This is a genomic window from Ohtaekwangia koreensis (assembly GCF_900167975.1).
Taxonomy (GTDB): domain Bacteria; phylum Bacteroidota; class Bacteroidia; order Cytophagales; family Cyclobacteriaceae; genus Ohtaekwangia; species Ohtaekwangia koreensis.
Window position 1 is genome coordinate 597,347 of record NZ_FUZU01000002.1, and the last position, 24,811, is coordinate 622,157.

General features: G+C 40.2%; 20 protein-coding genes and 3 tRNA genes. 13 read left to right on the forward strand and 10 right to left on the reverse strand.

The features are described from left to right. Window positions 1-115: 115 nt before the first annotated feature. Entirely contained in the window at window positions 116-595 is a 480-nt protein-coding gene (locus tag B5Y40_RS15550) for an MOSC domain-containing protein (protein WP_079687713.1), read from the reverse strand. A gap of 214 nt (window positions 596-809) precedes the next feature. Between B5Y40_RS15550 and B5Y40_RS15555 the strand changes: the two genes are divergently transcribed. The 5 genes from B5Y40_RS15555 (at window position 810) to B5Y40_RS15575 (ending at window position 7,251) form a co-directional block, all read left to right on the forward strand. Then, window positions 810-1,259, forward strand: a complete 450-nt coding sequence (locus tag B5Y40_RS15555; RefSeq protein WP_079687714.1) for a MarR family winged helix-turn-helix transcriptional regulator — start codon at window positions 810-812, stop codon at window positions 1,257-1,259. A 51-nt stretch (window positions 1,260-1,310) separates the two neighbouring features. Next, window positions 1,311-3,710, forward strand: a complete 2,400-nt coding sequence (locus B5Y40_RS15560) for a 3-hydroxyacyl-CoA dehydrogenase/enoyl-CoA hydratase family protein (protein ID WP_079687715.1) — start codon at window positions 1,311-1,313, stop codon at window positions 3,708-3,710. A gap of 12 nt (window positions 3,711-3,722) precedes the next feature. Further along, on the forward strand, window positions 3,723-4,898 hold the full coding sequence (locus B5Y40_RS15565; RefSeq protein WP_079687716.1) for a thiolase family protein: 1,176 nt from the start codon (window positions 3,723-3,725) through the stop codon (window positions 4,896-4,898). A 27-nt stretch (window positions 4,899-4,925) separates the two neighbouring features. Then, on the forward strand, window positions 4,926-6,728 hold the full coding sequence (locus tag B5Y40_RS15570; protein WP_079687717.1) for an acyl-CoA dehydrogenase family protein: 1,803 nt from the start codon (window positions 4,926-4,928) through the stop codon (window positions 6,726-6,728). Window positions 6,729-6,948: 220 nt separating this feature from the next. Continuing rightward, on the forward strand, window positions 6,949-7,251 hold the full coding sequence (locus B5Y40_RS15575) for a hypothetical protein (protein WP_143785786.1): 303 nt from the start codon (window positions 6,949-6,951) through the stop codon (window positions 7,249-7,251). Here B5Y40_RS15575 and B5Y40_RS15580 read toward each other — a convergent pair whose 3' ends face one another. From B5Y40_RS15580 to B5Y40_RS15600, 5 genes are all read right to left on the reverse strand, one after another. Further along, window positions 7,252-7,641 carry a hypothetical protein gene (locus tag B5Y40_RS15580; RefSeq protein WP_143785787.1) on the reverse strand — a complete coding sequence of 130 codons (390 nt, stop codon included), beginning with the start codon at window positions 7,639-7,641 and terminating at the stop codon, window positions 7,252-7,254. Window positions 7,642-7,858: 217 nt separating this feature from the next. Beyond that, a complete protein-coding gene (locus tag B5Y40_RS15585) occupies window positions 7,859-9,877 on the reverse strand; it encodes a CHU_0125 family OmpA-like outer membrane integrity protein (protein ID WP_079687720.1) in 2,019 nt (672 codons plus the stop codon). Window positions 9,878-9,916: 39 nt separating this feature from the next. Beyond that, window positions 9,917-10,411 (reverse strand): hypothetical protein, encoded by a 495-nt coding sequence (locus B5Y40_RS15590; RefSeq protein WP_079687721.1) that lies wholly within the window; start codon window positions 10,409-10,411, stop codon window positions 9,917-9,919. 48 nt (window positions 10,412-10,459) lie between these two features. Beyond that, window positions 10,460-11,227 carry a (Fe-S)-binding protein gene (locus B5Y40_RS15595; RefSeq protein ID WP_079687722.1) on the reverse strand — a complete coding sequence of 256 codons (768 nt, stop codon included), beginning with the start codon at window positions 11,225-11,227 and terminating at the stop codon, window positions 10,460-10,462. A gap of 55 nt (window positions 11,228-11,282) precedes the next feature. Then, a complete protein-coding gene (locus B5Y40_RS15600; RefSeq protein ID WP_079687723.1) occupies window positions 11,283-12,593 on the reverse strand; it encodes a 4Fe-4S dicluster domain-containing protein in 1,311 nt (436 codons plus the stop codon). 115 nt (window positions 12,594-12,708) lie between these two features. On the opposite strand from B5Y40_RS15600, the gene B5Y40_RS15605 reads away from it, so the two are divergent. Next, window positions 12,709-12,781: transfer RNA gene (locus B5Y40_RS15605), tRNA-Phe, on the forward strand. Between the two features lie 206 nt (window positions 12,782-12,987). On the opposite strand, the gene B5Y40_RS15610 is transcribed toward B5Y40_RS15605, so the two are convergent. Next, complete coding sequence (locus tag B5Y40_RS15610; protein WP_079687724.1) at window positions 12,988-13,764, reverse strand: acyl-CoA desaturase; 777 nt, start codon at window positions 13,762-13,764, stop codon at window positions 12,988-12,990. A gap of 106 nt (window positions 13,765-13,870) precedes the next feature. Continuing rightward, window positions 13,871-14,467, reverse strand: a complete 597-nt coding sequence (locus B5Y40_RS15615; protein WP_079687725.1) for a sigma-70 family RNA polymerase sigma factor — start codon at window positions 14,465-14,467, stop codon at window positions 13,871-13,873. A 223-nt stretch (window positions 14,468-14,690) separates the two neighbouring features. On the opposite strand from B5Y40_RS15615, the gene B5Y40_RS15620 reads away from it, so the two are divergent. The 4 genes from B5Y40_RS15620 to B5Y40_RS15635 all read left to right on the forward strand — a co-directional run bounded on the left by B5Y40_RS15620 (window position 14,691) and on the right by B5Y40_RS15635 (window position 19,351). Further along, a complete protein-coding gene (locus B5Y40_RS15620) occupies window positions 14,691-15,626 on the forward strand; it encodes an acyl-CoA desaturase (RefSeq protein WP_079687726.1) in 936 nt (311 codons plus the stop codon). 75 nt (window positions 15,627-15,701) lie between these two features. Further along, a tRNA-Gly gene (locus B5Y40_RS15625) sits at window positions 15,702-15,774 on the forward strand. Between the two features lie 117 nt (window positions 15,775-15,891). Then, window positions 15,892-15,977: transfer RNA gene (locus tag B5Y40_RS15630), tRNA-Leu, on the forward strand. An 881-nt stretch (window positions 15,978-16,858) separates the two neighbouring features. After that, entirely contained in the window at window positions 16,859-19,351 is a 2,493-nt protein-coding gene (locus B5Y40_RS15635; protein WP_079687727.1) for a PKD domain-containing protein, read from the forward strand. A 53-nt stretch (window positions 19,352-19,404) separates the two neighbouring features. On the opposite strand, the gene B5Y40_RS15640 is transcribed toward B5Y40_RS15635, so the two are convergent. Further along, on the reverse strand, window positions 19,405-20,691 hold the full coding sequence (locus B5Y40_RS15640) for a flavin monoamine oxidase family protein (RefSeq protein WP_079687728.1): 1,287 nt from the start codon (window positions 20,689-20,691) through the stop codon (window positions 19,405-19,407). 71 nt (window positions 20,692-20,762) lie between these two features. On the opposite strand from B5Y40_RS15640, the gene B5Y40_RS15645 reads away from it, so the two are divergent. Further along, window positions 20,763-21,554 (forward strand): Fpg/Nei family DNA glycosylase, encoded by a 792-nt coding sequence (locus B5Y40_RS15645; RefSeq protein ID WP_079687729.1) that lies wholly within the window; start codon window positions 20,763-20,765, stop codon window positions 21,552-21,554. Window positions 21,555-21,558: 4 nt separating this feature from the next. On the opposite strand, the gene B5Y40_RS15650 is transcribed toward B5Y40_RS15645, so the two are convergent. Then, on the reverse strand, window positions 21,559-22,959 hold the full coding sequence (locus B5Y40_RS15650) for a DUF6427 family protein (protein ID WP_143785788.1): 1,401 nt from the start codon (window positions 22,957-22,959) through the stop codon (window positions 21,559-21,561). Window positions 22,960-23,088: 129 nt separating this feature from the next. Between B5Y40_RS15650 and rbfA the strand changes: the two genes are divergently transcribed. Continuing rightward, window positions 23,089-23,466 carry a 30S ribosome-binding factor RbfA gene (rbfA, locus tag B5Y40_RS15655; protein ID WP_079687731.1) on the forward strand — a complete coding sequence of 126 codons (378 nt, stop codon included), beginning with the start codon at window positions 23,089-23,091 and terminating at the stop codon, window positions 23,464-23,466. Between the two features lie 33 nt (window positions 23,467-23,499). Beyond that, on the forward strand, window positions 23,500-24,726 hold the full coding sequence (locus B5Y40_RS15660) for an ABC transporter permease (protein WP_245840572.1): 1,227 nt from the start codon (window positions 23,500-23,502) through the stop codon (window positions 24,724-24,726). The last annotated feature ends 85 nt before the right edge of the window (window positions 24,727-24,811 follow it).

The following is a 24,811-nucleotide window of genomic DNA, read 5'->3' on the forward strand; positions in this document are numbered from 1 at the left end:
CTCGGAATACTATTTTATGCCGTATTGGCCCTAATATTATTGAAATTCTTGCAAGAGCAGTTAAAACATACCTCTTATTCAGGTAATAGCAAGCAATGGGTATAAAATACAGTTATCAGGTTGAAATTGGAGTAATGTCGTCTCCTTCGCGGATGGTTCCGCCTTCAATTACTTTGGCCGTTATTCCACCATGACCACGCATTGCGTTATATCCGCCAGGTCCGAGATTTTCTTCCATTCTTGAACAAGGATGGCATTCGCCTGAATATTCAAGAACAGCATCACCTACTCGGAATTGCTTTTCCTTCAACGAGAGCAAATTGATGCCTTTCACGACAATATTTCTTCTCGTTAGGGATGGATCAATCATCTTCTTTCCAAGAAAAGACGCAATTGAATCGAGATGCTCTGCTTGAATTAACGTAACCTGTCGTGGACCACCAAGATTTTTATAGCGATCGCCTTCAAGGCCTATATCTTTCAAAGCCATGACCTGAGGAATAAATATCAAAGGTTCTAATCGTTTCGGACGAATACCGATGACGACAACTTTTCCTTTTTGACTATAGTTTCCGAAAAGTTCTTTAAAATTCATGAACTAAAGTTATAACTCGATGTTCTAATTTGTTGGATGTAAAACGAATTATCTGCTTTATGTATTTGCTTTGGAACCTGTTTCATGAGCGTTTCTCTATAAATTACAGTCCGCGACCCTGATTAAAAATTTTTCTGACAGAGTCAAAAAAACTTTACAATACTCTGCATGCATAACAAAATTTTTCTACCTTCGCTATCCCTGATTCAAACGTATGCGGAGGGAAGAAACAGTAGATCATCATATTAAAACAGCATGGCATGCTATTGCTCGAATGTATAATCAACAGGCGGGCAAGTATGATATCACTACGTCTATCGGATTTGTTTTGCTGAACATTCATTCTGACGAAGGAACTCCAGCAACGAAGATCGCTCCACTCATGGGTCTTGAAGCAAGAAGCTTAACGCGTATGCTCAAAACCATGGAAGAAAAAAAACTTATATACCGCAAGCCTGATCCTACAGACAAACGCTCCATCAGAATTTTTTTGACAGCGCTTGGCAAGAAGAAAAAAGAAATTTCGCGACAAACAGTTTTAGTTTTTAATAATGCAGTGCGCCAGGAAATTGACCACGATAAACTTGCCGTGTTCTTTGATGTACTGCAAAACATAAATCAGATTGTAGAAAGAAATAACATTTACGAAAAAGTAGAGAATTAACTTAGTGCAGCGTGACATTCATGTACGAACACATCAAATCATAAAGTAAGTATGAAACGTTCTATTCGCAAGGTTGCTGTTTTAGGTTCCGGAGTAATGGGTTCAGCCATTGCCTGTCATTTTGCAAACATTGGTTGCCAGGTAATGTTATTGGACATCGCACCAAAGGAACTTACCGATGAAGAAAAAGCAAAAGGTCTTACACCAGAAAGTAAGGTTGTAAAAAATCGTATAGTGCAAGGCTCGTTTGATCGTTCGATCAAATCGAATCCTGGTCCTATATATAGTAAGAAATTTATTTCACGCATTACGCTTGGCAACTTCGAGGATGATATGCCGAAGATCAAGGATTATGATTGGATCCTCGAAGTAGTAGTGGAGAATCTTGACATCAAGAAGAAAGTATATGAGCAGGTGGAAAAATTCCGTAAGCCGGGAACACTCGTTACTTCCAACACATCCGGTATACCGATTCACTTAATGGCGGAAGGAAGAAGTGAAGATTTTAAAAAGAACTTTGCCGGAACGCACTTTTTTAATCCACCACGCTATCTCAAATTATTTGAAATTATACCAACACCGCATACAGATCCTGAAGTTGTAAAATTTCTGATGCACTATGGCGATCTATACCTTGGAAAAACTACGGTGCTTTGTAAAGATACACCTGCGTTTATAGGCAATCGCGTTGGCGTTTGGGGCTTATTGAAAGTGATTGATGCTATGCGCAAGTTCGATCTCAATGTAGACGAGATCGATAAGTTGACTGGACCCGTAATCGGAAGACCGAAGTCAGCAACGTTTAGAACTTCCGACCTTGTTGGATTGGACACGCTTGTAAAAGTTGCCAACAATCTACGTGCAGCGCTTCCGAATGATGAAGGCCGCAAAATGTTTAAACTTCCTGAGATTGTTAATCAGCTCGAAAAAAATAAATGGCTTGGAGATAAAACAGGACAAGGCTTTTATAAAAAATCAAAAAATGCGAAAGGCGAAACGGAGATCCTGACACTGGACCTTAAATCGCTGGAGTATAAACCAAAGGCGAAAGCAAAATTTGCTACACTGGAAACAACCAAAACAATTGATAATCTTAAAGATCGCTTTAAAGTTTTGCTTGCCGGTAAAGATAAAGCTGGAGATTTTTATCGTGACGCTTTTTATGGACTGTTTCAGTATGCGAGCAATCGCATTCCGGAAATTGCAGATGAGCTATATAAAATAGACGATGCTATATGTGCAGGTTTTGGGTGGGAACTTGGTCCTTTTGAAACGTGGGATGCCGTAGGCGTTGAAAAGGCAATTCAGGGAATGGAAGCTTCCGGGTATAAACCTGCGCAATGGGTTTATGATATGATTACCTCCGGAAGTAAATCCTTCTATAAAGTAGAAGGAGGCAAGCGTCAATATTATGATATCCTGTCGAAGGCCTATAAGAACATTCCTGGTAAAGAAGAATTTATCATTCTTGAAAATCTAAGTAATAATATAGTCTGGAAAAATGCCGAATCGAAAGTTACTGATCTTGGTGATGGAGTAATCGATTTCTCATGGCATAGCAAAAGCTATACTTTGGGAAGCTCTGTAATTGAAGGACTAAACAAAGCTATAGATCTGGCGGAAAAAGATTTCAAAGGATTGGTAGTAGGACATCAGGGTGCTGATTTTTCGTTAGGCGCTAATCTTGGGCTTGTCTTCATGTTTGCGATCGAACAAGAATACGATGAGATTGATTTCATGGTGCGTCAATTCCAGAATTCAGTTATGCGTATCCGTTATTCATCCGTGCCGGTAGTAGTGGCGCCTCATGGAAGAACGCTTGGAGGCGGTTGTGAAATGACTTTGCATTCTGATCTCGCACAAGCTGCCGCGGAAACATATATAGGTCTTGTTGAAGTAGGAGTGGGATTGATTCCTGGTGGCGGTGGTACAAAAGAATTAACCAAGCGCGTAAGCGATGCTTTGGAAGAAGGAGATGTCGAACTGAATGCATTGCAAAATGCGTTTATGAATATAGCCACCGCGAAGGTTGCGCTATCTGCGGAAGAAGCACGTGAGATGGGAATCCTCCGTACGAAAGACAGAATTTCTGTTAACAAAGATCGCCAGATTCTGGATGCAAAAGCTGCAGTTATAGAACTGGCAGATGCAGGATATACAATGCCGGTACAAGCCAGAAATATTAAAGTTCAAGGACGAACCGGTATGGCACTTTTCATGGCAGGTGTACAAGGAATGCGCATGGGTAATTATATAAGTGATCATGATATGAAGATCGCGCGTTGGATTGCCAACGTTATGTGTGGTGGTGATTTATCTTATCCGCAGGAAGTGAGCGAGCAATACTTACTTGATCTGGAGCGCGAAGCATTTGTTTCCCTCACAGGAGAGAAGAAGACGTTGGAGAGAATTCAATCTATACTTACAGGTGGTAAACCGCTTAGAAACTAAAATATTAAAACTATGGATGCATATATAGTTGCTGGTTTTAGAACTGGCGTTGGGAAAGCAAAGAAGGGTGGATTTCGTTTTACAAGACCGGATGATTTGGCTGCAGATGTAATCAAGCATCTTGTGAAATCTGTTCCCGGACTTGAAAACAAAATGGTTGACGATCTTATCGTGGGGAATGCAGTTCCTGAAGCAGAACAAGGTATGCAGATGGGCAGAATGATTTCGCTGCTCGCGCTTGGCCAGGATGCTCCGGGTATGGTGGTGAATCGTTACTGTGGATCCGGTATTGAAACTATAGCGATAGCTAGTGCACGCATTCATGCCGGTCAAGCCGATATAATTATAGCAGGTGGAACAGAGTCAATGTCACTGGTTCCGGTAATGGGTTTCAAAACCGCGCTGAATTATACTATAGCAAAGGATCATCCTACATACTATACCAGCATGGGTTTAACCGCGGAAGAAGTTTCGAAGCAATTCAAAATTTCGCGCGAAGAACAAGATCAGTTTTCATATGAATCTCACATGAAAGCCGCTGCCGCCTGGAAGGAAGGGAAATTTAAAGATGAAGTTGTTCCTATCACTGTAAAGGAAGTATATGTGGATGAGAACATGAAAAAGAAAACAAGGGAGTTCATTGTAGATAAGGATGAAGGTATACGTGCCGATACAACGGTAGAAGGTTTATCAAAACTAAAACCTGTTTTTGCTGCCGGAGGAACTGTCACAGCTGGTAATTCTTCTCAAACATCAGACGGTGCTGCCTTTGTTGTAGTAATGTCTGAAAGAATGGTGAAGCAGCTGAATCTTAAACCGATTGCCAGATTGGTAAGCTATGCAGTAGCAGGTGTTGATCCGCGCATTATGGGTATTGGTCCTGTAGCGGCAATTCCCAAAGCTCTAAAAATTGCTGACCTTAAATTAGATGATATTGATTTGTTTGAGCTCAATGAAGCTTTTGCAGCACAATCATTAGCAGTGGTGAAAGAGCTTGGCATCGACAGAAAAAAATTGAATGTAAACGGAGGAGCCATTGCAGTAGGCCATCCGTTGGGTTCGTCAGGTGCAAGATTATCAGTGCAGCTTTTCGGAGAAATGCGCAGACAGAAAAAGAAATACGGAATGGTTACAGCCTGTGTCGGAGGTGGACAAGGTGTTGCGGGCATCTATGAATTTTTAAGCTAAAATTTATCCTACAAAATATTAACGGTTATGAGTACTACCACAACTGAAAAGCAAGCTATCAAGGGCGGAGAATTTTTGATTCGCGAAACAACGGCTAACGAAATTTTCATTCCGGAAGAATTCAATGAAGAGCAACGCATGATCCAGCAGCAGTGCAAGGATTTTCTTGCTAAAGAAGTTTGGCCGCGCCTGGACGAGATCGACTCAATGAAAGATCCGAAGTTGATGCCTTCAATTTTAGATAAAGCCGGAGAACTCGGTTTGTTGGGAACATCCGTACCTGCAGAACTTGGTGGTTTTGGAATGGACTTCAATACAACGATGCTCGTAGCTGAAGTTATTGGCGCCGGTCATTCAGTAGCGGTAGCACTTTCTGCGCATACAGGTATCGGTACACTTCCAATTTTGTACTATGGAAACGAAGAACAAAAACAGAAATATATACCCAAACTCGCAACCGGTGAATGGAAAGCTGCTTATTGTTTGACAGAGCCAGATTCCGGATCGGATGCTAACAGTGGTAAAACGAAAGCCACATTAACACCGGACGGAAAGCACTATGTGATCAACGGCCAGAAAATGTGGATCACCAACGGTGGCTTTGCAGATATATATGTAGTCTTTGCAAAAATTGATAACGATAAAAACCTGAGTGCTTTCATTGTTGAAAAAACTTTTGGAGGTGTCACCATGAACGAAGAAGAAAAAAAGATGGGAATCAAAGGTTCATCTACCCGTCAGATTTTCTTCAACGATTGTAAAGTTCCGGTTGAAAACCTGTTGAGCGAAAGAGAGAATGGTTTCAAGATTGCCGTTAATATCCTGAACATTGGGCGTATTAAACTTGGTATAGCAGCGTTGGGTGGAAGTAAGCATACTGTAACTCTCGCTACAAAATATGCAAATGAACGCAAGCAGTTCGGTGTACCATTGGCTTCATTTGGTGCGATCAAATACAAGCTTGCAGAAATGGTCACCAAAATTTTTGCATCAGAGTCTGCTCATTACCGTGCAAGTCAAAATATAGATGACGCTTACAATGCATTTATAGCGGCCGGGCTGGATTCTTCTAAAGCACGCTTGAAATCACTAGAAGATTTTGCAATTGAATGTGCGATCTTGAAAGTACATGGATCTGAAGTGTTGGATTATGTGACAGATGAAGGTGTTCAGATTTATGGAGGTATGGGCTTCTCGGCTGAAGGTCCTATGGACCGCGCTTATCGAGATGCGCGTATCAACCGGATCTTCGAAGGAACAAATGAGATCAATAGGCTTCTCACAATTGATATGCTGTTGAAGCGCGCTATGAAAGGATCAATCGACTTGATGAATCCTGCGATGGCTGTGCAAAAAGATTTACTTTCAATTCCGGATTTTGGCGCCAGCGAAGAGGAAGGAATTTTTGTGAAGGAGAAAAAAGCTTTGGCAAATCTTAAGAAGGCAGGCTTGATGATAGCAGGAGCCGCTGTTCAGAAGTTTATGATGAAGCTCTCCGATGAACAAGAGATCATTATGAATCTGGCCGATATACTCATCGAAGCATATATAGCAGAATCTGTTTTACTTCGTGTAGAGAAATTGATTTCATTAAAAGGTGAAGCCGCTGTTGAAATACAAAAAGAAATGGCAATCATCTATTTACATTATGCCGTAAGCAAAGCTGCTTCTGCCGGAAGAGAAGCAATTTCATCTTTCGCTGAAGGCGATGAGCAACGACTCATGCTAATGGGATTGAAACGTTTCACGAAGATTGATGCGTACAACTTGAAAGAAGCCAGAAGAAAAGTGGCAAAACATGTAATTGAAAAAGGAGAGTATCCTTTTTAGACATAAAGAATTTTACCTTAACCTAAACTGTAAAGGGCCAGAGAAATCTGGTCCTTTTCTTTTTTCCTTAGTGTACGAATTTGTAAAAAACCCTGTTCATAACCTGACATTTTTTGGTGGATTAAAAACAAAAAAGCTTATCAGGAGGCAGGAAACGATCTTTTCAACAACGGGTAAGACTTTTGCATTCTGGATTTGGCAACACCATAACATTATTTTTATGCAAACGAAGAGCTCCAATACATCAACCAACACAATCTTAGTTATCATATTATTGATTGTTACATTTCCGATTTGGATTGGAATAGCCGGAGGAATTATAGGAGCAGTTATTGGAATCTTTGGTGCGGTTATAGGGGCGGTCTTTGGAATTTTCGGTGCTATGATTGGTGCTATAGGTGGATTTATAGGCTGGATTTTTCATTGGAATTTCCACACGCCATTTGTTTTCTGGAACACGGGGCTCTTAACAATTTTTGCAATTGCCTTGTTGTTCATTATGCTCGCTAAGTCACGAAGATAATTACGAAACAGGGTGACGATTATAAAGCATCGGATTAAGGAAGTACTTCGAGTAAATCGGATACTTCTTTACCTCTACAATCTCAGGACTAAGCTTGTTTGCAAAAATCACTTTATACTGAAACTCAAATCCCTTTTCAATACGAACATTTTTGCGGACGATATACCATTGTTTATTCCATGGATTTAAAACTTTTACTTCCAGGTGAAACAAACCCGAAGTGCTTCGCACACGAACAATTTTTCCCGGATGTTTATTATATAATTTTCCATTCACAGAAACCTGGATGCTGGTTCCTTCTTCAGTTTGAATCGCAATACCAGAATCATACCCAAGCACACATGTAGTAGTGGCCAGCATTAGCAACAGCACAGGTAGCAGCGTTTTCATATGATGTTTGTTTCTTATGATAACGCAAGCTCCGTGCCATCGTTTAAAATCCGTAGTAAATAAAAATATTGCTAAAGATGAAACCTTTGGAAACCGCAACGCAGCGATTCATTAATAGCTCTGTTGGAAATAAAAGAGTCAACACAAAACTTGTGTTGACTCTATATGTAAACCTATACTTTGTTGAGGAAACTATAGGTATATATCTATCGATCGATCAGTTATCCCTGAAATACTTATCTTCTTCATCCACCTCTTCATCCTGTATTGGCTTGGTGCGTGAACTTACTTCCAAGATCTTGAATTCAGTTCTTCTGTTTTTCTGGCGACCAACAGGATTGTCTGTGCCATCAGGATTAGTATTTCTGGCAATAGGCTTTGATTCGCCATATCCTTTTGCAACCAAACGATCAGGAGCAATGCCATGTTGTACTATATATGCAACCGCAGACTCAGCACGTCTTTGTGAAAGTCTCTGGTTATAGTCATCCGTATCGACACTATCAGTATGAGAACCCAACTCGATTTTTATTTCAGGATTATCTACCAGCAACTGAACAAGTTTATCAAGTTCTTTGGCAGCATCCGGGCGAATGTCTGATTTGTTATAGTTGTAATAGATATTGTCGAGAACGAAGATTTTGTTCAGCTCAATTCTATCCAGCACAATAAGAGTGTCAAGCGTAATGGTCGTGATCAGTTCCTTTAATGAATTTGGATCAACCGACTTACCCTTCATAGTATAATTCTGACGCTTTATGAGATAACCATCCGTTTCACCAACGAGATTGTAATCCTCATTTTCATATACTCTGAATAGGAACTTGCCATCATTTCCAGTTGTATAGTCTTGCATCAAATCACCTTTAGCATCCAAAAGACTAACTTTTGCATTGGGAAGGATCTGACGATTCTGATCTTTGTCTTCTGTGTAAGCAACACCTTGTAAATAATAATTTACAACCTTCAGGTTAGGATCTTCATTCACAAAGGTATAGATGTCATCATCGCCCTTACCACCAGATCTATTAGACGCGAAGAAACCGCGATCGGGTTTAAAGAGAAAAATTCCAAAGTCATCATCTGATGAATTCATAGGCTGACCTAAATTCTCAATTTGTGTTTTACCGTTTGCACGCTTCACAACAAACAAGTCAAGTCCACCATATCCCGGGTGAGCATCCGAAGCAAAGTATAATTTAGCATCTTCGGCTATATAGGGGAACAACTCGTCACCAGGGGTGTTGATTTCCGGACCAAGGTTTCTCACCCGTGTAAATCTTCCGCGCGAATCCATTTGCGCAGAGTATAGATCTGTGCCTCCATAGCCGCCTTTACGATTCGAAGCAAAATATAGTGTGCGTCCATCCTGGCTAAATGCTGGCGTTGAATCCCAGCTATAATTTTTTGCGTCCGGATCAGACTCGTTTTTGAATTGCGTGTTGATATTTATAGGGATCGGCTCCGACCAAACATTATTTCTGAAACGTGAAATATATAGATCGACATCTGCGCCACCACCTTTTTTCTTTTCGGAATTGCCTTTGGCAAATACCATCGTCTTTCCGTCTGGAGAAAATGTAACACATCCTTCGTTCCGGATATTATCATTTATTCCCTCAGGTAATTTTGCAATTGTATTCAGGTCAACATTGGCACCTTTTGTTGCTACCTTATATAGATCTGTGAACGGCTTGCCTTCTGCTTCATAAATTTTTCCATCGCCTCGTGATGATGTAAAGTAAAGTTCATTGCTTAAATATACCGGAGAATATTCGCTGGCGGGAGTATTGATATCTTCCAGATTTTTTACTTTATAATAACTCGTTGTCTCGTTGAGTTTAGCGAGGTACGCAAGGCCATTCATCTCTGTCTTGGCGCGGTCTTTCAAAGCTTCGTTTGATGACGATGCAATTAACTCTTCATACTGTTTCTTGGCATCTTCATACTTTGTATTCGCCTTCAGCGATTGTGCATAATAAAACTTGATAGTGTCCTTATCAATGCCACGGCCACCGGCTCTGCTATAATATTGCTCAGCTTCTTTTAATCTATTGGACAACCGATAGGACTCGGCAATGAAAAAATTAGCCTTGGGGCTATTTCCTGTTTTTTTATAAAGCTCAATGGCATTCTGATATTTACCCAATAAAAAAGCCTTGGTGGCTTTCTTTTCTGTGCTGCAGGCACTCACGACCAGCAGAAGAATCAGAAGCGAAAAAAATGTGGACTTCATAACTGCTTAATAATATTGTTAAAGCTACAAATTATTGACTTAACCCTTTACCGTTTCGTGAGGAAGGTAACGCTTTAACCATGTAGAGCCAGCAGGTACTAACCAAAAATCTGCTAACGATGATTTTGTGTCTACAAGATTGTTAAAGGTTAATGACTGATGATCCCAGACTCCTTCGTTTATTTTTTTGGTCAGCTCTGAAAGTTTCAACAACACAATTTCATTCTCCAATTTGAAAGCGACTTGTGATCTGTCAAAAAAATCGACACCAATTGCGTTTCCAATTTCTTTCATTGTATTAACCGACTTGTCAATTGAACATCCGCTTGCCTGGTCATTCGCGGCGATGATAACAAATTGATCATACCGAATGTCGAACGAAGCTTCCATCGGTTGTCCGTGTACCATCCATCCTTGTGTAAACGCTACAAGTGTTTCTGAGATTGTATCAATATCGCTCTGAGAAATTTTTTTGTTGGATTGATAAACCCAGATTCTTGAATGCGCAGGAAGTGATTCAAATGGTATATACATAGTATGGAAATTTTTGAATGGAATTACGGGCAGACAGATTCCGTCTGACTAATTTAAACCATTCGCTTCAGCGATAAGTTCTGCAAGATCTTTGACTTTCACGTCTGCTTCGCGCTCTTTACTCTTTACACCATCACTCATCATCGTCATGCAAAAAGGACATGCCACAGCAATGGTGGTGGCACCTGTTGCCAAAGCTTCTTCAGTTCGCTCTTCGTTAATATCTTTCTTTCCCTTCTCAGGTTCTTTAAACATTTGTGCTCCTCCGGCACCACAACACAATCCTGTGGTTCGACATCTTTTCATTTCAACAAGATCTGCATCGAGTGCTTCCAAAACAGAACGAGGCGCTTCATAAATTTCGTTGGCTCGCCCCAGATAACACGAGTCGTGGTAAGTAATTTTCTTTCCTTTGAAAGCACCACCTTCTACTTTAATCTTTCCTTCATTGATTAACTGCTGAAGGAAAGTTGAGTGGTGAATTACTTCATAATTGCCGCCAAGTTCAGGATACTCATTCTTTATAGTATTGAAACAATGAGGGCATGCCGTAACGATCCTCTTAACTCCATATCCATTCAACACCTGGATGTTGCTCATCGCCTGCATCTGAAAAAGAAATTCATTGCCAGCTCTACGCGCGGGATCGCCCGTGCATGTTTCTTCGGTGCCCAGCACAGCAAACTTTACATTTACAGCATTCAAAATTTTCACAAAGGCTTTTGTAACGCGTTTATAACGATCGTCAAAAGATCCTGCACAACCTACCCAAAAAAGAACTTCAGGAGCTTCACCTTTGGCGGCCATATCGGCCATTGTCTGTATTGTCATGGTTATAGTTAATCGTTCTTTGCTACACTATATATGTAAATCACTTCTCATCTTTTGCCCAGTTGAAACGATCGCTCGGTGAGAATTTCCAGGGCGCAAAATTTGTCTCGATGTTTTGGAAAACAGAATTCCAGGAAGCTGGTGATCCTGATTCTTCCATAGCAACATAGCGTCTCAATTCTAAAATTATTTCGAGTGGATTGATCATCACCGGACAAGCTTCTACGCAGGCGTTGCAACTGGTGCAAGCGTTTATTTCTTCCTTTGTTATATAGTCCCCTAAAAGAAATTTTCCATCTTCTAATCCAGGACCACCCTTCTCAATACTTTTCCCAACGTCTTCCATCCGGTCACGGGTGTCCATCATGATCTTTCGTGGAGAAAGTTTTTTTCCGGTGATGTTAGCCGGGCATTCAGATGTACACCGTCCACACTCTGTGCACGCGTAAGCAGCCAGCAAATTATTCCAGTCGAGATCGTTGACATCTTTTGCACCAAATCTGCCTGGCTCTGCCGGTGGAGTTGCTGCACTTGCATCGGCTAAGCCCAACATCATTTTTACTTCGTTTGTAACTACCGGCATATTTTTCATATGGCCCTTAGGCTCTACGTTGGCGAAATATGTATTTGGGAAAGCTAGGAAGATATGCAGGTGCTTCGAGTAAGTAACATAGATGGCAAACCCAAGGATACCTATAATATGGAACCACCAGGCAAAGCGCTCAATAAAAATTAAGGTGCTTGTAGGAAGAGAATCAAACACAGGAATTAAAAATGAGCTGAAGAATAAATGTCCGGTAGCCGTATAGTGGTCTTGTGTTCTTTGAAGAATCTGATCAGATGCGTTCATTGTTAAGATGGCCAGCATCAAAATAATTTCAGTGCAAAGAATAATGTTAGCATCGAGTCTTGGCCAGCCCGCTAATTCGGTAGACCAAAAACGTTTCAGCTTTAAAACATTTCGTCTGATCAGAAAGAACACGCAGGAAAGAAGAACTCCTACAGCAAGGAATTCAAAAATATTCATCAACACAGTATAGAGACTGCCCAGGTATGGAGAAAAAATCCTATGTGTTCCTGCGAGTCCATCGATGATAAACTCCAGCACTTCGAGATTAATAACAAGAAAGCCAACATAAATTAACATGTGGAGGAAAGCTGGTACCGGTCTTTTGAACATTTTCTTTTGTCCGAGGGCAACCAGTATCATGTTAGACAACCGCTGATTCGGATTATCTTTAATTTCTTTGTCTTTCCCAAGATTTATATTTGCCCGGATACGCGAGGCTCTTTTCCAGATAAACCAGCTGGCAGCGCCCAGAGTAATGATAAAAGCGATCTGTTGAATCATACGCGATAATAACGTTATTCTATTAATTCCAATAAATTCAAATATGGTTTTGCACCGAATATAAATTTATATACTTTTGTGCCCCTGTCGAACAAAGACAGGTGGTAGTTTTCCCGGTGATGTAGCTCAGTTGGTAGAGCAAAGGACTGAAAATCCTTGTGTCGGGGGTTCAATTCCCTCCATCACCACTCTTTTTAAAGTTAGCCGAAATTTCAGCTTTGTCCAGTATATGTAGCTAAAGTTCTTTTAGCATATAAATTAACTTTACCGGTTTCAAATTAAAATCAAATACAGATTCCTGACTAAGAATTGAGTTTAGGATATGTATAAAAAAATAATCCCCTCCAGATTTACTGAAGGGGATTACTTCTAAAACTTAATCCTGGTCAGAATTCTATGCAGCCTTCTGAATATTTTCAATGCTGATTTCTTTGCGTTTCGCCAATTGAATGATATTCAACTTGTCCAACACTCTAATAACAATATAGGTTGGGTCGATTTCATGCCAGCGAATGCCACCGAAGTTTGCACGTCCACCATTTTTATGGTGATTGTTGTGATAACTTTCTCCCATCATCAGAAAATCAACTGGCAAGAAATTTTTAGAAGTATCACCTACTTCAAAATTTCTATATCCGTATTTGTGGGCAAACCAATTGATGATTGCTCCATGAATAGGAGTCATTAAAAAATGAATCGGCAATAAAAGCCATAGCCACCAGGTTGCAGCGGTAGTGAATTGTATGTAGATGGCAGTATAGATCGATGCCCAGAAAATACGTGACGGCCACGAACGAGCAAATTTGTCAAACGCTTCCCACTCAGGTACACCTTCAGTGAAACGTTTTTCAATAACAATTTTTCGATTTGCTATATCAGAATAGATAGTTTTAGTCTTCCACATCATATTCCAGATAGTCTCATCATACTTGGGAGAGTGTGGATCATCCTCAGTATCTGCAAATGCATGATGCATGCGATGCATAACTCCATAGCCATAAGGACTTAAGTAATTGGCACCTTGGAAAATCCACGTCAGGATAAAAAATATCTTTTCTGTGAATTTGTTCATTGTAAACGCTTTATGCGAAGCGTAACGGTGGAGAAAAAACGTCTGGAAAAAAAGGGATAAGTACCAGTGCGCAATAAAAAATGCAAAAATGACAATCATGTGCAAATTGGTTGTAGTAAAAACTATTTAATGTTAAGGCTCTTTTCAGCCCATGATCTGTAAGACAAGTTCGAAGAAGTTTTGTGACAGGATTTAAAAATAAAAATCAGAATTTTTTGCTGATGGCTGTATTGATGTCTTTTTTCAACTCTTGAATAAGGTCTGATGCGTTACCAAAATGGCAGGCGTTACGAAAACTTTCGAGGAATTTTGATGTGTCAGGAAGATCTATCTTTGAGGTCTCTTCATTTAATTTCTTTTTTGCGCGAAAAAATAATTGCCGGCAATGGTCCTTTTTCTTATCGAATGTTTGCTGGAGTTCCTCGTAATCAAAATCAAAAACTTCTTTTAATAAATAAACAGCGCGTTCAAGCGGCTCGAGTTTAGCATGAAGAACTTTAATGGCCGTATCCATATCCAGATGAGCCAGATTAGTTTCCTTGAAATGTTTAATCATCACGGAAACATTATCTATATACTCTTCCTTTTTCTTACGAAGAGAATTAAGATGATTTAAGCAATTATTCGTGACAGCACGAATTAGATATGCTTTCGTATTTTCAATTTTTTGCTGATCAATACTTAGCCACTTTACAAAAGTTTCCTGAACAATATCTTCTGCATCTTCTTTGCAACGCACCAGGTTATAGGCGATGGTATGAAGAAGTGGTTGATATTGCGATATGATCTGTGCTTTGTTCATTTACTAATGTGCGTCACAAAGATAAGCACCAAAATCGCGCCATCATATCCACTTGAGTAAACTATGTGGAAATAATTGACTACCACACACTTGTTTGTATAACAAGAATTTATTACATACCTCTAAACCATAATTACAGATGGCTTATTTTTGTAATGATTTTGGATGCTGACGGTGTCCCGTGGGGTTGAATTTATTTCACGAATCTTTGTTTATAATAGTAATGACGAATACAACAATTACACCTGAAGTACGCAGAAAGCCAATCCTTAGTCAGGAGGTGGCATTTTTTGGAATGCACATTCTTCCTCTCGCAGCAATTTGGACAGGCGCTACATTATTTGACTGGATAGTATGCATCGTGCTATATATAGCGCGCATGTTTTGGGTAACGGGTGGATATCACCGTTACTTTGCACATAAATCCTATAAAACTTCACGTTGGTTTCAATTTGTAATTGCCTTTATGGCGCAAACATCAGCTCAAAAAGGAGCACTTTGGTGGGCTGCGCATCATCGCCATCATCATCGTCACAGTGATACACCGGCAGATCCTCATTCAATGAAGATTTATGGCTTCTGGTATTCGCATATCGGGTGGATTGTTGGTCCTGATTTTAAAGAGACCGATTATAAAACCATTGGTGATTATGCAAAATATCCAGAGTTAGTTTGGCTGAACAAGCATTATCTGGTACCTCCAACAATTCTCGCCCTCACGGTGATGGCACTTGGTGGTATCGTGAACGGAGGAAGTATTTTGGCCATGTTTACAACGGCTGGATTCTCTACATTGTTTATTGGTTTCTTTTTGAGTACGATTCTCCTCTACCATGGAACGTTCTCTATCAATTCAATCATGCACAAGTTTGGTACACAACGTTATGAATCAAATGATGAGTCGCGTAATAGTATCTGGTTAGCATTATTGACATTAGGAGAAGGCTGGCATAACAATCACCATTACTATGAAGTGTCAGCACGCCAGGGTTTTTTCTGGTGGGAAGTAGACATCACGTACTATATACTTAGGAGCTTTCAGGCGGTAGGTCTCATTTCAGAATTAAGAGAGGTGCCCAAGCATATTAAGCATTCAAAAAACAAACAGCATGCACTCGAACTTCGAAAGGAGTTCGAATCTTTGAAAAAATCTGCATGATCATCTAAGAAGATTTGGAAATTTAGGATTCCGCTTTAAATTTGCACTCCCTTAGCGAATCAAGGGGCCAAATAAGCGGGAGTAGCTCAGTTGGTAGAGCACGACCTTGCCAAGGTCGGGGTCGCGAGTTCGAGTCTCGTTTCCCGCTCTTCTAATCTTCCAGGTCTACTTGGAGTGATTAAAAGAAACAAAAAAGTGTGAGATCCCTCACACTTTTTTATTTAACACCAAAGTCCCGATTAGCAATACCTTGTTAATAGGAACTGCCCTGGTGGTGGAATTGGTAGACACGCAGGACTTAAAATCCTGTGGCTAGTAATAGCTGTGCGGGTTCAAGTCCCGCCCGGGGTACAAAGGACAGGTGAATCACCTGTCCTTTGTTATTTTCTATAATCTCCTTCGACCTCACTAACATCCTATTCACTACGCAGAAGCTGTCCCTATTGGCATTTTACATCTTGCGTGACGATAATCATAAGCCAACTCTGCATTTTGCACAGCACCAGAATTAACGTGATGGTATGTTTAAGTATATATCGAGCATTATGTGCATTATTATGAATCACATTCAGCTATAATTTCCTCTGAAAACAAAAGACCACACTATAAATCCAAAGCAAAATTCTTTTCATGCTCGTCAAAAGGGTTGTACTTTTTTGCGGAGATATGAATTTTTTTGGAAAGCCTGACCACAAACTATATTCTACACTTCTAAAGTAGAAATATGAAATGGACAATAGCATCAGGAGTATAAATCCTAGAAGTAAATAAATTATTCTTTTAAAATTATCCTGGGTGATAGCCCGACTGCTTCATGCGGCTCACACACTATATCGTAATCTTCATCGATAGTATTTTCAACTCATCTTCGATGTGTAAAAAAATGTATACAACATTTTGCGATTAATAAGAATTGGACAATGCCGTTGTCTCATTTCAACAGAGTAATTTTTTCAACACACTGATCGTTGATACCCTGTTGATTTATAGAAAGTTTTCTTTAAATGATTTACCAAGGTATATAATAAGATGCATGGGATTGTGCATTGAGCTACTCATTTAATTATACTCTCTACATGTCTGTGGAGTAAGCTTAGTATTTAAAATAGTTATGCCCATGTAAGTCATAGGGTATATCGACTGAAAAAAAGTGTTCTGACAAGAATACTTTTGTGCAATCAAAATCAGCAAGGTGCTGATAGATACTTAAATACAAAACCTATGTCTTGATAATGAAAGTAAAATCGATGTTGAAATTTGTCTTAGTGGTGGTTGCTTCTTTTTTGGTACATTTTTCATGGGCTCAGAACTGTAACTGTAAGTATACAATTAAGTTGAGCGAGACGAATGTGGATGGTAAAAGCTTATCGATTAAACCTGGCGATGTGGTGTGTATTCAAGCCGGTACCAGAGGTGTATTAAGACTCGCAAATTTTCAAGGAACAGCATCAAACCCCATCATCATTCAAAATTGTGGAGGTTTGGTTAACATCGAGAATACTGATAAAAACTATGCCGTGTGGGTATCGACTAGCCGGTATTTTAAAATAACGGGTACGGGTGGCGGAAGCAGCGCATATGGCATCCGTTGTAAAACGACAAAAGACGGTTCGAATGCTCTTGTTGTAAGTGATCTAAGTTCTGACGTAGAGATAGATCACGTTGAGGTTGCCGGCTCTGGTTTCTCAGGGATAATGGCAAAGACCGATCCGCGGTGTGACCTTACTGCAAATCGTGGACGCTTCACAATGTATAATGTTTCTGTTCATGATAACTACGTTCACGATGTAAAAGGAGAGGGACTTTATATAGGAAATTCATTCTATGATGGCTGGACCGGTAACAGCTCCTGCAACGGAACTACACTTTATCCGCATGACATTATAGGATGTAAAATATATAAGAACGTAATTAAGCGAACTGGTGCTGAAGGTATCCAGGTTGGCGCAGCGTCATCGGGGTGTGCTATTTATAATAACAGTGTTGAATTTTTCGGGCAGGATCCCTTTGCGAACTATCAGAATAACGGTATTCAGATTGGTCTCGGAACAGGAGGTTTGCTATATAACAATATAGTTAAAACAGGTCCCGGTAATGGTATACTTATACAAGGTAAAGGCGACAATAAAATATTCAACAATATTGTTGTGGGCGCTGGCAGTAACGGTATATACTGTGATGATGCAACGATGACTGGCACACTCGGTCCTGGATTTTCATTCCTTAATAATACCATAATCACTCCGGGAGGAGACGGTTTAAAGATCGCCGCAGAACGTGTCAACATGAATCACTTTATCAACAACATAGTGATAAAGCCGGGCTCAGGTAAATATGTGAACAAGGTACACCCAACAGTAAAGTTGACAGAGGCGAATAATTACTATAGTTCAAACATTGCTGATGCTAAATTTGTCAATGCAGCAGTTTTCGATTATCACCTTTTAAGTACATCTCCGGCCCTTAATAAAGGTGCAGTGGTTTCCGGTGTAACTGCCGATTATGATGGCAAAGCAAGACCAGCCGGTGGAGTATATGATATAGGTGCATTTGAATTGCAGACTACATCGGGTAACGTTGCTCCCAAGGCAAATGCGGGTGCAGATAAAACAATAACGCTTCCCACAGTAAGCGTTTCTATTGCCGGTACAGCAAGTGATTCGGACGGATCGATTACGTCATATGCCTGGACTAAAGTAAGCGGTCCGGCTGCTACTTTATCGGGAATAACAACGGCAACGCTTTCAGCCTCAGCTTTAGTAGTAGGCTCTTATACTTTCCGTTTAACGGTAAAGGACAACGCGGGGGCTACTGCTTCCGATGATGTGGTGGTTACGGTATCAAGCTCAACAACAAAACCTCCCGCCTCTACAACACCTGTCGTTATATATAGGGTCAATACGGGCGGTAGTACTATAGGCGCAAGTCCTATGAACTGGTCATCTGATAAGCAAGCCGCCAAATCTAAATACCTGGCAAGCGGATGTGCAAACTATACGTCAGGTGGTTCATCATGGACCGGAGCAAACAATACAGGAGCACCAAACAATCTCTTTGGTCCGAATCGTTACTCTCCTGATTATGGGGGAACTACTATGCAATGGAATTTTCCGGTTCAAAGTGGTACCTACCAGGTAAATCTTTACTTCGCCGAAAGTCCCTATACGGGCGGTGTAAGAAAATCAGGAGGCCGTGTGTTTCACATCAATGCCGAGAACACCCGCAGATTGAGCAATATAGATATATATGCTGAAGCAGGGATGAAGGCGCTAAAAAGACAATTCGAAGTAACCGTAACAGATGGGACACTTGATCTTGATTTCATACGGTCGGTTGGTAACCCTCAGGTAAACGGCATTGAAATTATAGCGCTGACAGCTCAAAGCTCAACAACAACTGCGCGTATAGCATCTGAAGAATCTGAGGAGGGGGAAGTTCAATCCGAAGAAGCATCACAGGACTCAACAGAAATTTCTACCATAGCGAATGTACAGGTTAGTCCAAATCCGTTTACAGATAGATTGAGCCTGACACTGGATTCGGAAAGTAGAAATGTATCTGTCCAATTGCAGGATATGAGTGGAGCGACCGTTCTACAAGAAGTAAAGGAGAATGTTTCGGGCGTAACGATTGACTTTACAACTACACAAATTCCGAATGGAATATATATCATTACGGTGAATGTAGATGGTAAAATTTCCAAACAACGTCTTATAAAAAAATAGGTTATAGGTATAGTGAAAATTGAGAGAGGTTGTCGCGAGACAACCTTTTTTCTTTATACCGGATTTTCGAGCAGCATCTTTTTAGCAACTGTTGTTCCACTGGCCAAGGCTGCTTCTACAGTGCCCATCTCTGCTCCACTATAAAAAGCTTCACCTGCAAAATATAGTGTATGGCTTATGGGTTGCGATAATACTTCCAACGCTGAGGATGTATTTACTGTTTTATAGGCGTATGCTCCTCTGGAAAATGGATCGGCTACCCAGTTGAGGACACGCATAGCTTTGACCTGGTATTTAAGCTGGTGAATAGTGCAGCCAAATATATAGCTCAGCGATTCAACGGCTTCCTGTAATAGGGCTTCATCATCTTTTTGATCATCCAGTGCCTTAGGCCCTGCGAGCCACCCGGTTAATAAAGGTATAGGAACAGGATGCTGTGTCCACCATGTAGGAATGGATGCATCTGAAAAGATAAAATTTAAATTCGGCATCGACCGATACGGTTGAGAATTTTTCTGTTCCCAGAATGCTTCTTTAAATTCAACCAGGAATTTTATAACGCCACCGGTCTGTATAGCATGAATCGATTTCATATGCTTTTCGATGGAGGGAGTAATTTTGATACTTCCGCACTTTAAGACAGCGGGCGGTATAGTGATCAATATCTTTTTGGAGATATAGCGTTCGCCTTGTCGCGTGGTTACTTCAACAGATCCTGCTTTCCATTGGATATACTGCACTTCATTTTCAAAATGAAATGCGACACCTTGCTTGCGGCACTCTTGTAATAGAAAGTCTATCAATAAAAAATATCCACCTCTAGGACGGTAGCCTGTCAGGTTTTCTTCACTACTCCATTCTTCGCGCAAGGCAAGAGCGCTTGCCTGATTCGCATCGGCTGCATCATATCCCTGTACAAAACGAATTATAGCATTACGAAGCGACTCGTATTTTTGTTCTTGAAAGTGTTGATCCAGAAATTCAGCGATACTCATGTCGTGTTTAAGCTGCTTCAGTTTTTCTAAAAACTCTTCCCATTCCTCAGGGAACATATCACCTTCTTCCAGCTTTCCTTTAATTACATTCCAGGTTGCTCCATCACTTTCGTAAAATGAGATGTTTGCTTCTTTCAGTAACGAAGTTGTATACGGGAGACTGCCATGTATAAATTCTGCACCGGCTTCTACGGGTATTGAAAATTCTTGCTCATGCAGCGTGTTGATTCTTCCTCCGGCACGCGGCCGGGCTTCCAATACAGTTACAGATTTACCCTCCTTGCTTGCCACTCGCGCTGCGGTGAGGCCGGCAGCACCAGCCCCTATAATAATGATATCAGTCATAAAGAGTATCTTTTAAAAACCACGCCAATGAAAGCAATAAAATAAGGCATAAGTTTTTAATAATTTTTTATATGCCTGAATTGCCAGAAGTAGAAAACTTCAAGAACTATATCGATGAGACATCACTTCATCAGAAAATAGCTGCGATACAAATTGCAGCGCCTGAGCTATTGATAAACACTACTATAGATATACTTCGTGATACACTAACCGGAAATGCGTTTGAAGATACATTTCGGCATGGAAAGTTTTTGTTTATAAGACTTCAGAAAAATGGATTTCTGATGTTACACTTCGGAATGACAGGTGATTTGCTCTATTATACTCCTGATAAAAAATATCCGAAAGTATATGTGCTTCTGATACAGTTTGAAAATGGAAGGAACTTGGCATTTTCAGATCAACGCAGGTTGGGAAAAATAGGACTTGTAAAAAATGTTGAGTCCTTTATTGAAGACCGTGGTTATGGTAAAGATGCTTTGAAGATTTCTCTGGAGGAATTTATAGTGCTTTTTCAAAAGAGAAGAGTGGCAATTAAAACGGCACTTATGAATCAAAAAATTGTAGCGGGAGTGGGTAATGAATTCTCAGACGAAATTCTTTTTCAATCGAAAGTACACCCCGAAAGTAAATCCAATGTTTTGCCGCTCGAAAAGCTAAAAGAAATTTATCAGCACATGCTTGCTATACTTCAGGAAGCTATAGAACAAAATGCAGATCGAAATAAATTGGAACATTATTTTTTTCTCGATCACCGAAAGGAAGGATTGAAGTGCCCCGAATGCAAAGGTGAAACAAAGCTCAGAACTATAGGAGGGCGATCATCCTACTTTTGCCCTTCCTGTCAGAAATTATATACGTGATCCGTTACTTCTTCAAAACGTAAAGTCCATCGCCTGATGCACTATACTTAGTTTTTAGTATTGGTGACCGATCGAAAACATAGGGCATCAGATTCGAAGGATCGATGATCACTTCAGGGAAGTCATTAAGGAACGAATTATTGATCAATACTATATTTTCGTAATAATCGGGCTGCTCTATTATCTCCCGCGATAGTCGCCAGTTTAGAAAACCTGAGCCGAGGGTATTATTCTTATAGATAGAGAAGTCATCACCGAGCATCAAAACTTTTTTATCCGATATAGTTTTACTCCACGCACTTTCAGCTACAAATAAATCATTGTAATGTACGGATGGAATTTTGTTATAGCGCGCCAGGTATCCGACACTTACAATGCTGATTAGCAAAACCCAAAGACTGATCTCTGCAAATTTCTTTCTGCGGATTAAAAGCAGGAAGTGAGCGATATAAAAACTAAAAGATGGTATAAGCGTAATGAAGCTTTGTGGGCGAAGATCTTTCGAATATAAAATTTGCAGGAAGGAAAAGATCATCCAGAAGAACATAGTTTGAACAAGCTGCGATTGATACTTTGTGAAACGTGCATCACGATTCAGCATCACCAGCGACACGACAAGAAACAGAATTGGTATAGCCCCCAACGTCCACAAACTTGTAGCATTGATGAATTTGTCAGATCCAAATCCCAGGTTTGGTAAGTAATAATATTCCCATAGATCAGGCAGTCCGTCTCTCAGATAAAATATACTCATCATAAAAAAATGAGTCAGTAGAAACCCAAAGATCATCAGGAAGTAGCTCCTCACGGCACTGCGCGTAAAGATCATCAGGATAACAACGGAGCCGACTAAGTATATAATGAACGAGAAACTGAACAAGGAAGCAAGACCGATATAAAACCCAAGATTGAATATAGACGGATCACCCTGTTCGCGGAATTCTATTTGTCTGAATAGATTATGCAGCGCTAAAAGCAAAAACCCCGATCCCAGTAATTCTGCATTCAATGAAAGTGTATCGAACGAAAAGAAAAAAAGGAATGCAAAGATTACGGAAGGAATAAATGTACTTTCTGAAAAAGCTTTCTTATTAATAAAGATAATGCCCAGATAAGCTGCTTGTGAGAAGACAATAAAAAATGCAAGAATGTGTCTGCCGAGCACAGATCGGCCGAAGATCATTTCAAAAAGCGTGTCGAACCATCCCGCCAGCGGAGCGGTAGAATCTACAACCTCTGTATACAGCGAACTTCCGCTATGAACTTTTTCTCCAAGCAAAATGCTTTTCAGTTCAGGCAGCGTCATTTCAGGAGCATCAATAAAGAGCGGAAGACTGATGGCAATCATAATAGCCAGCAATCCCAGCAAACGGTACGGATCATTTATTCGAAAGTATCGGAGCAATGCGTGTTTTGTTTAAAGTAATTGGAAAAATAGAGCAGTAGTTTTAAAGATTGAAATGATTCGCTTGTTTTTTCATCTTTGTCAAAGAATTAGTGAAGAAAGATTTCCGTAATTTAAGTACCTGCAATTATGAGTTCAACGAGACAACTAAAATATTCCAAGCTTATCCAGAAAGAGTTAAGTGAAATCTTTCAACGCGATAAGCGCGGCATTCTTGAAAATGCCTTTGTTACACTGGCTGATGTTAAAATGAGCCCCGACCTGAGTGTAGCGAAAGTTTACATCAGCATGATGCTGGCGAAAGACAAGCAAAAGACATTGGAGAACATTAACCTTCGTAAGAAAGAAATCAGACATGCGTTGGGCGAAAAGATCGGAAAACAAGTGCGCATTATTCCGGAGCTCATTTTTTATATTGATGAGGTGGAGGAGAATGCACAGCGTATGGATGACCTGCTTAAGAATCTGCATATTCCACCAACCGATAAAACCAAGCCAGGAGTTTAAACAACGAGTAATCCTATAAATCACACAAACTCTTTGAATCTTCCTTTTTTCATTGCCAGGCGATATCTTTTCTCCAAACGGAAGAAGAACTTCATTAACATTATTTCCATCCTGTCGATGGTTGGTGTTGCTTTTAGTACGGCAGCATTGATTATTGTTCTTTCTGTATTCAATGGACTCGAAGATCTTTTGCGATCACTGAATGATTCGTTTGATCCTGAAATAAAAATTGAAGCGACAACAGGCAAGTCGTTCGTTTCCTCAAAAGAGCTGATCAAGAAGATAAAAAAAATAGAAGGTGTTAAACTCGTAACAGAAGTTATCGAAGACTATGCTTATGTACATTATCGTGATGCAAACCAGATCGTAACGTTAAAAGGTGTAAGCGATAATTTTATTGAGCAGAACAGAATCCCACAGGAAAACATCACGCAGGGAAAACTTCGGTTGAAGCAAGGGAAAATTAATTATGCGGTTGTGGGCCAAGGTATCAGCAACACACTTACGCTGGCTGTGGAAGATCCCATGTTTGCATTGCAGATATACTATATTAAAGATGTAAAGGCAGGAGTGACCGATCCTTCCCGAATGTATTCCAAAATGAATATTGTTCCCGGGGGTGTATTTTCGATCATTCAATATATAGATGAGAATTACGTTCTGGTGCCGCTTGATTTTGCCAGAGAGCTTTTCAACTATGGAAATAAAAGAACGTCACTTGAAATAAAAACAGAAGACGGAGTCAGCATTGATGCTGTGCAAAGCAGACTTCAGGATTCGTTGGGAAAAACCTTTCAGGTATTAACGCAAGAACAGCAGCACAAAGATTTATACCGGTTACTGAAAATTGAAAAGTTGTTCACGTTTCTTTCATTAACCTTGCTGCTTTGCATTGGCTCGATTAATATATTCTTTAGCTTAATGATGCTCGCAATTGACAAGAAAAAAGATATTTCAATTCTTGCTGCTATAGGCGCCAGTCCACGGTTGATCCGAAATATATTTTTAGCAGAAGGCGCGTTGATTGCTTCTTCGGGTGCAGTAATAGGACTTGTGCTGGGAGGAATTTTTTGTTGGTTACAACTAAATTTTGGTATCATTTCCATGGGAATGGAATCATCCATAACACAAGGTTATCCGATTAAGATTTCCTGGGTTGATTTCGCTGCAACATTAGGTATAGTTTCAGTTATTACGTTTCTGATTTCTTCTCGTCCTGCTGTGCTCGCATCACGATTTGCGTCTCCACAACAGCTATAACAAACTCTTTTCAGCGTTACGAAACTACAAAGCTTGCATGGATGTTTTAACACTGATACATTTTGTAAGATTGATGTACCATATT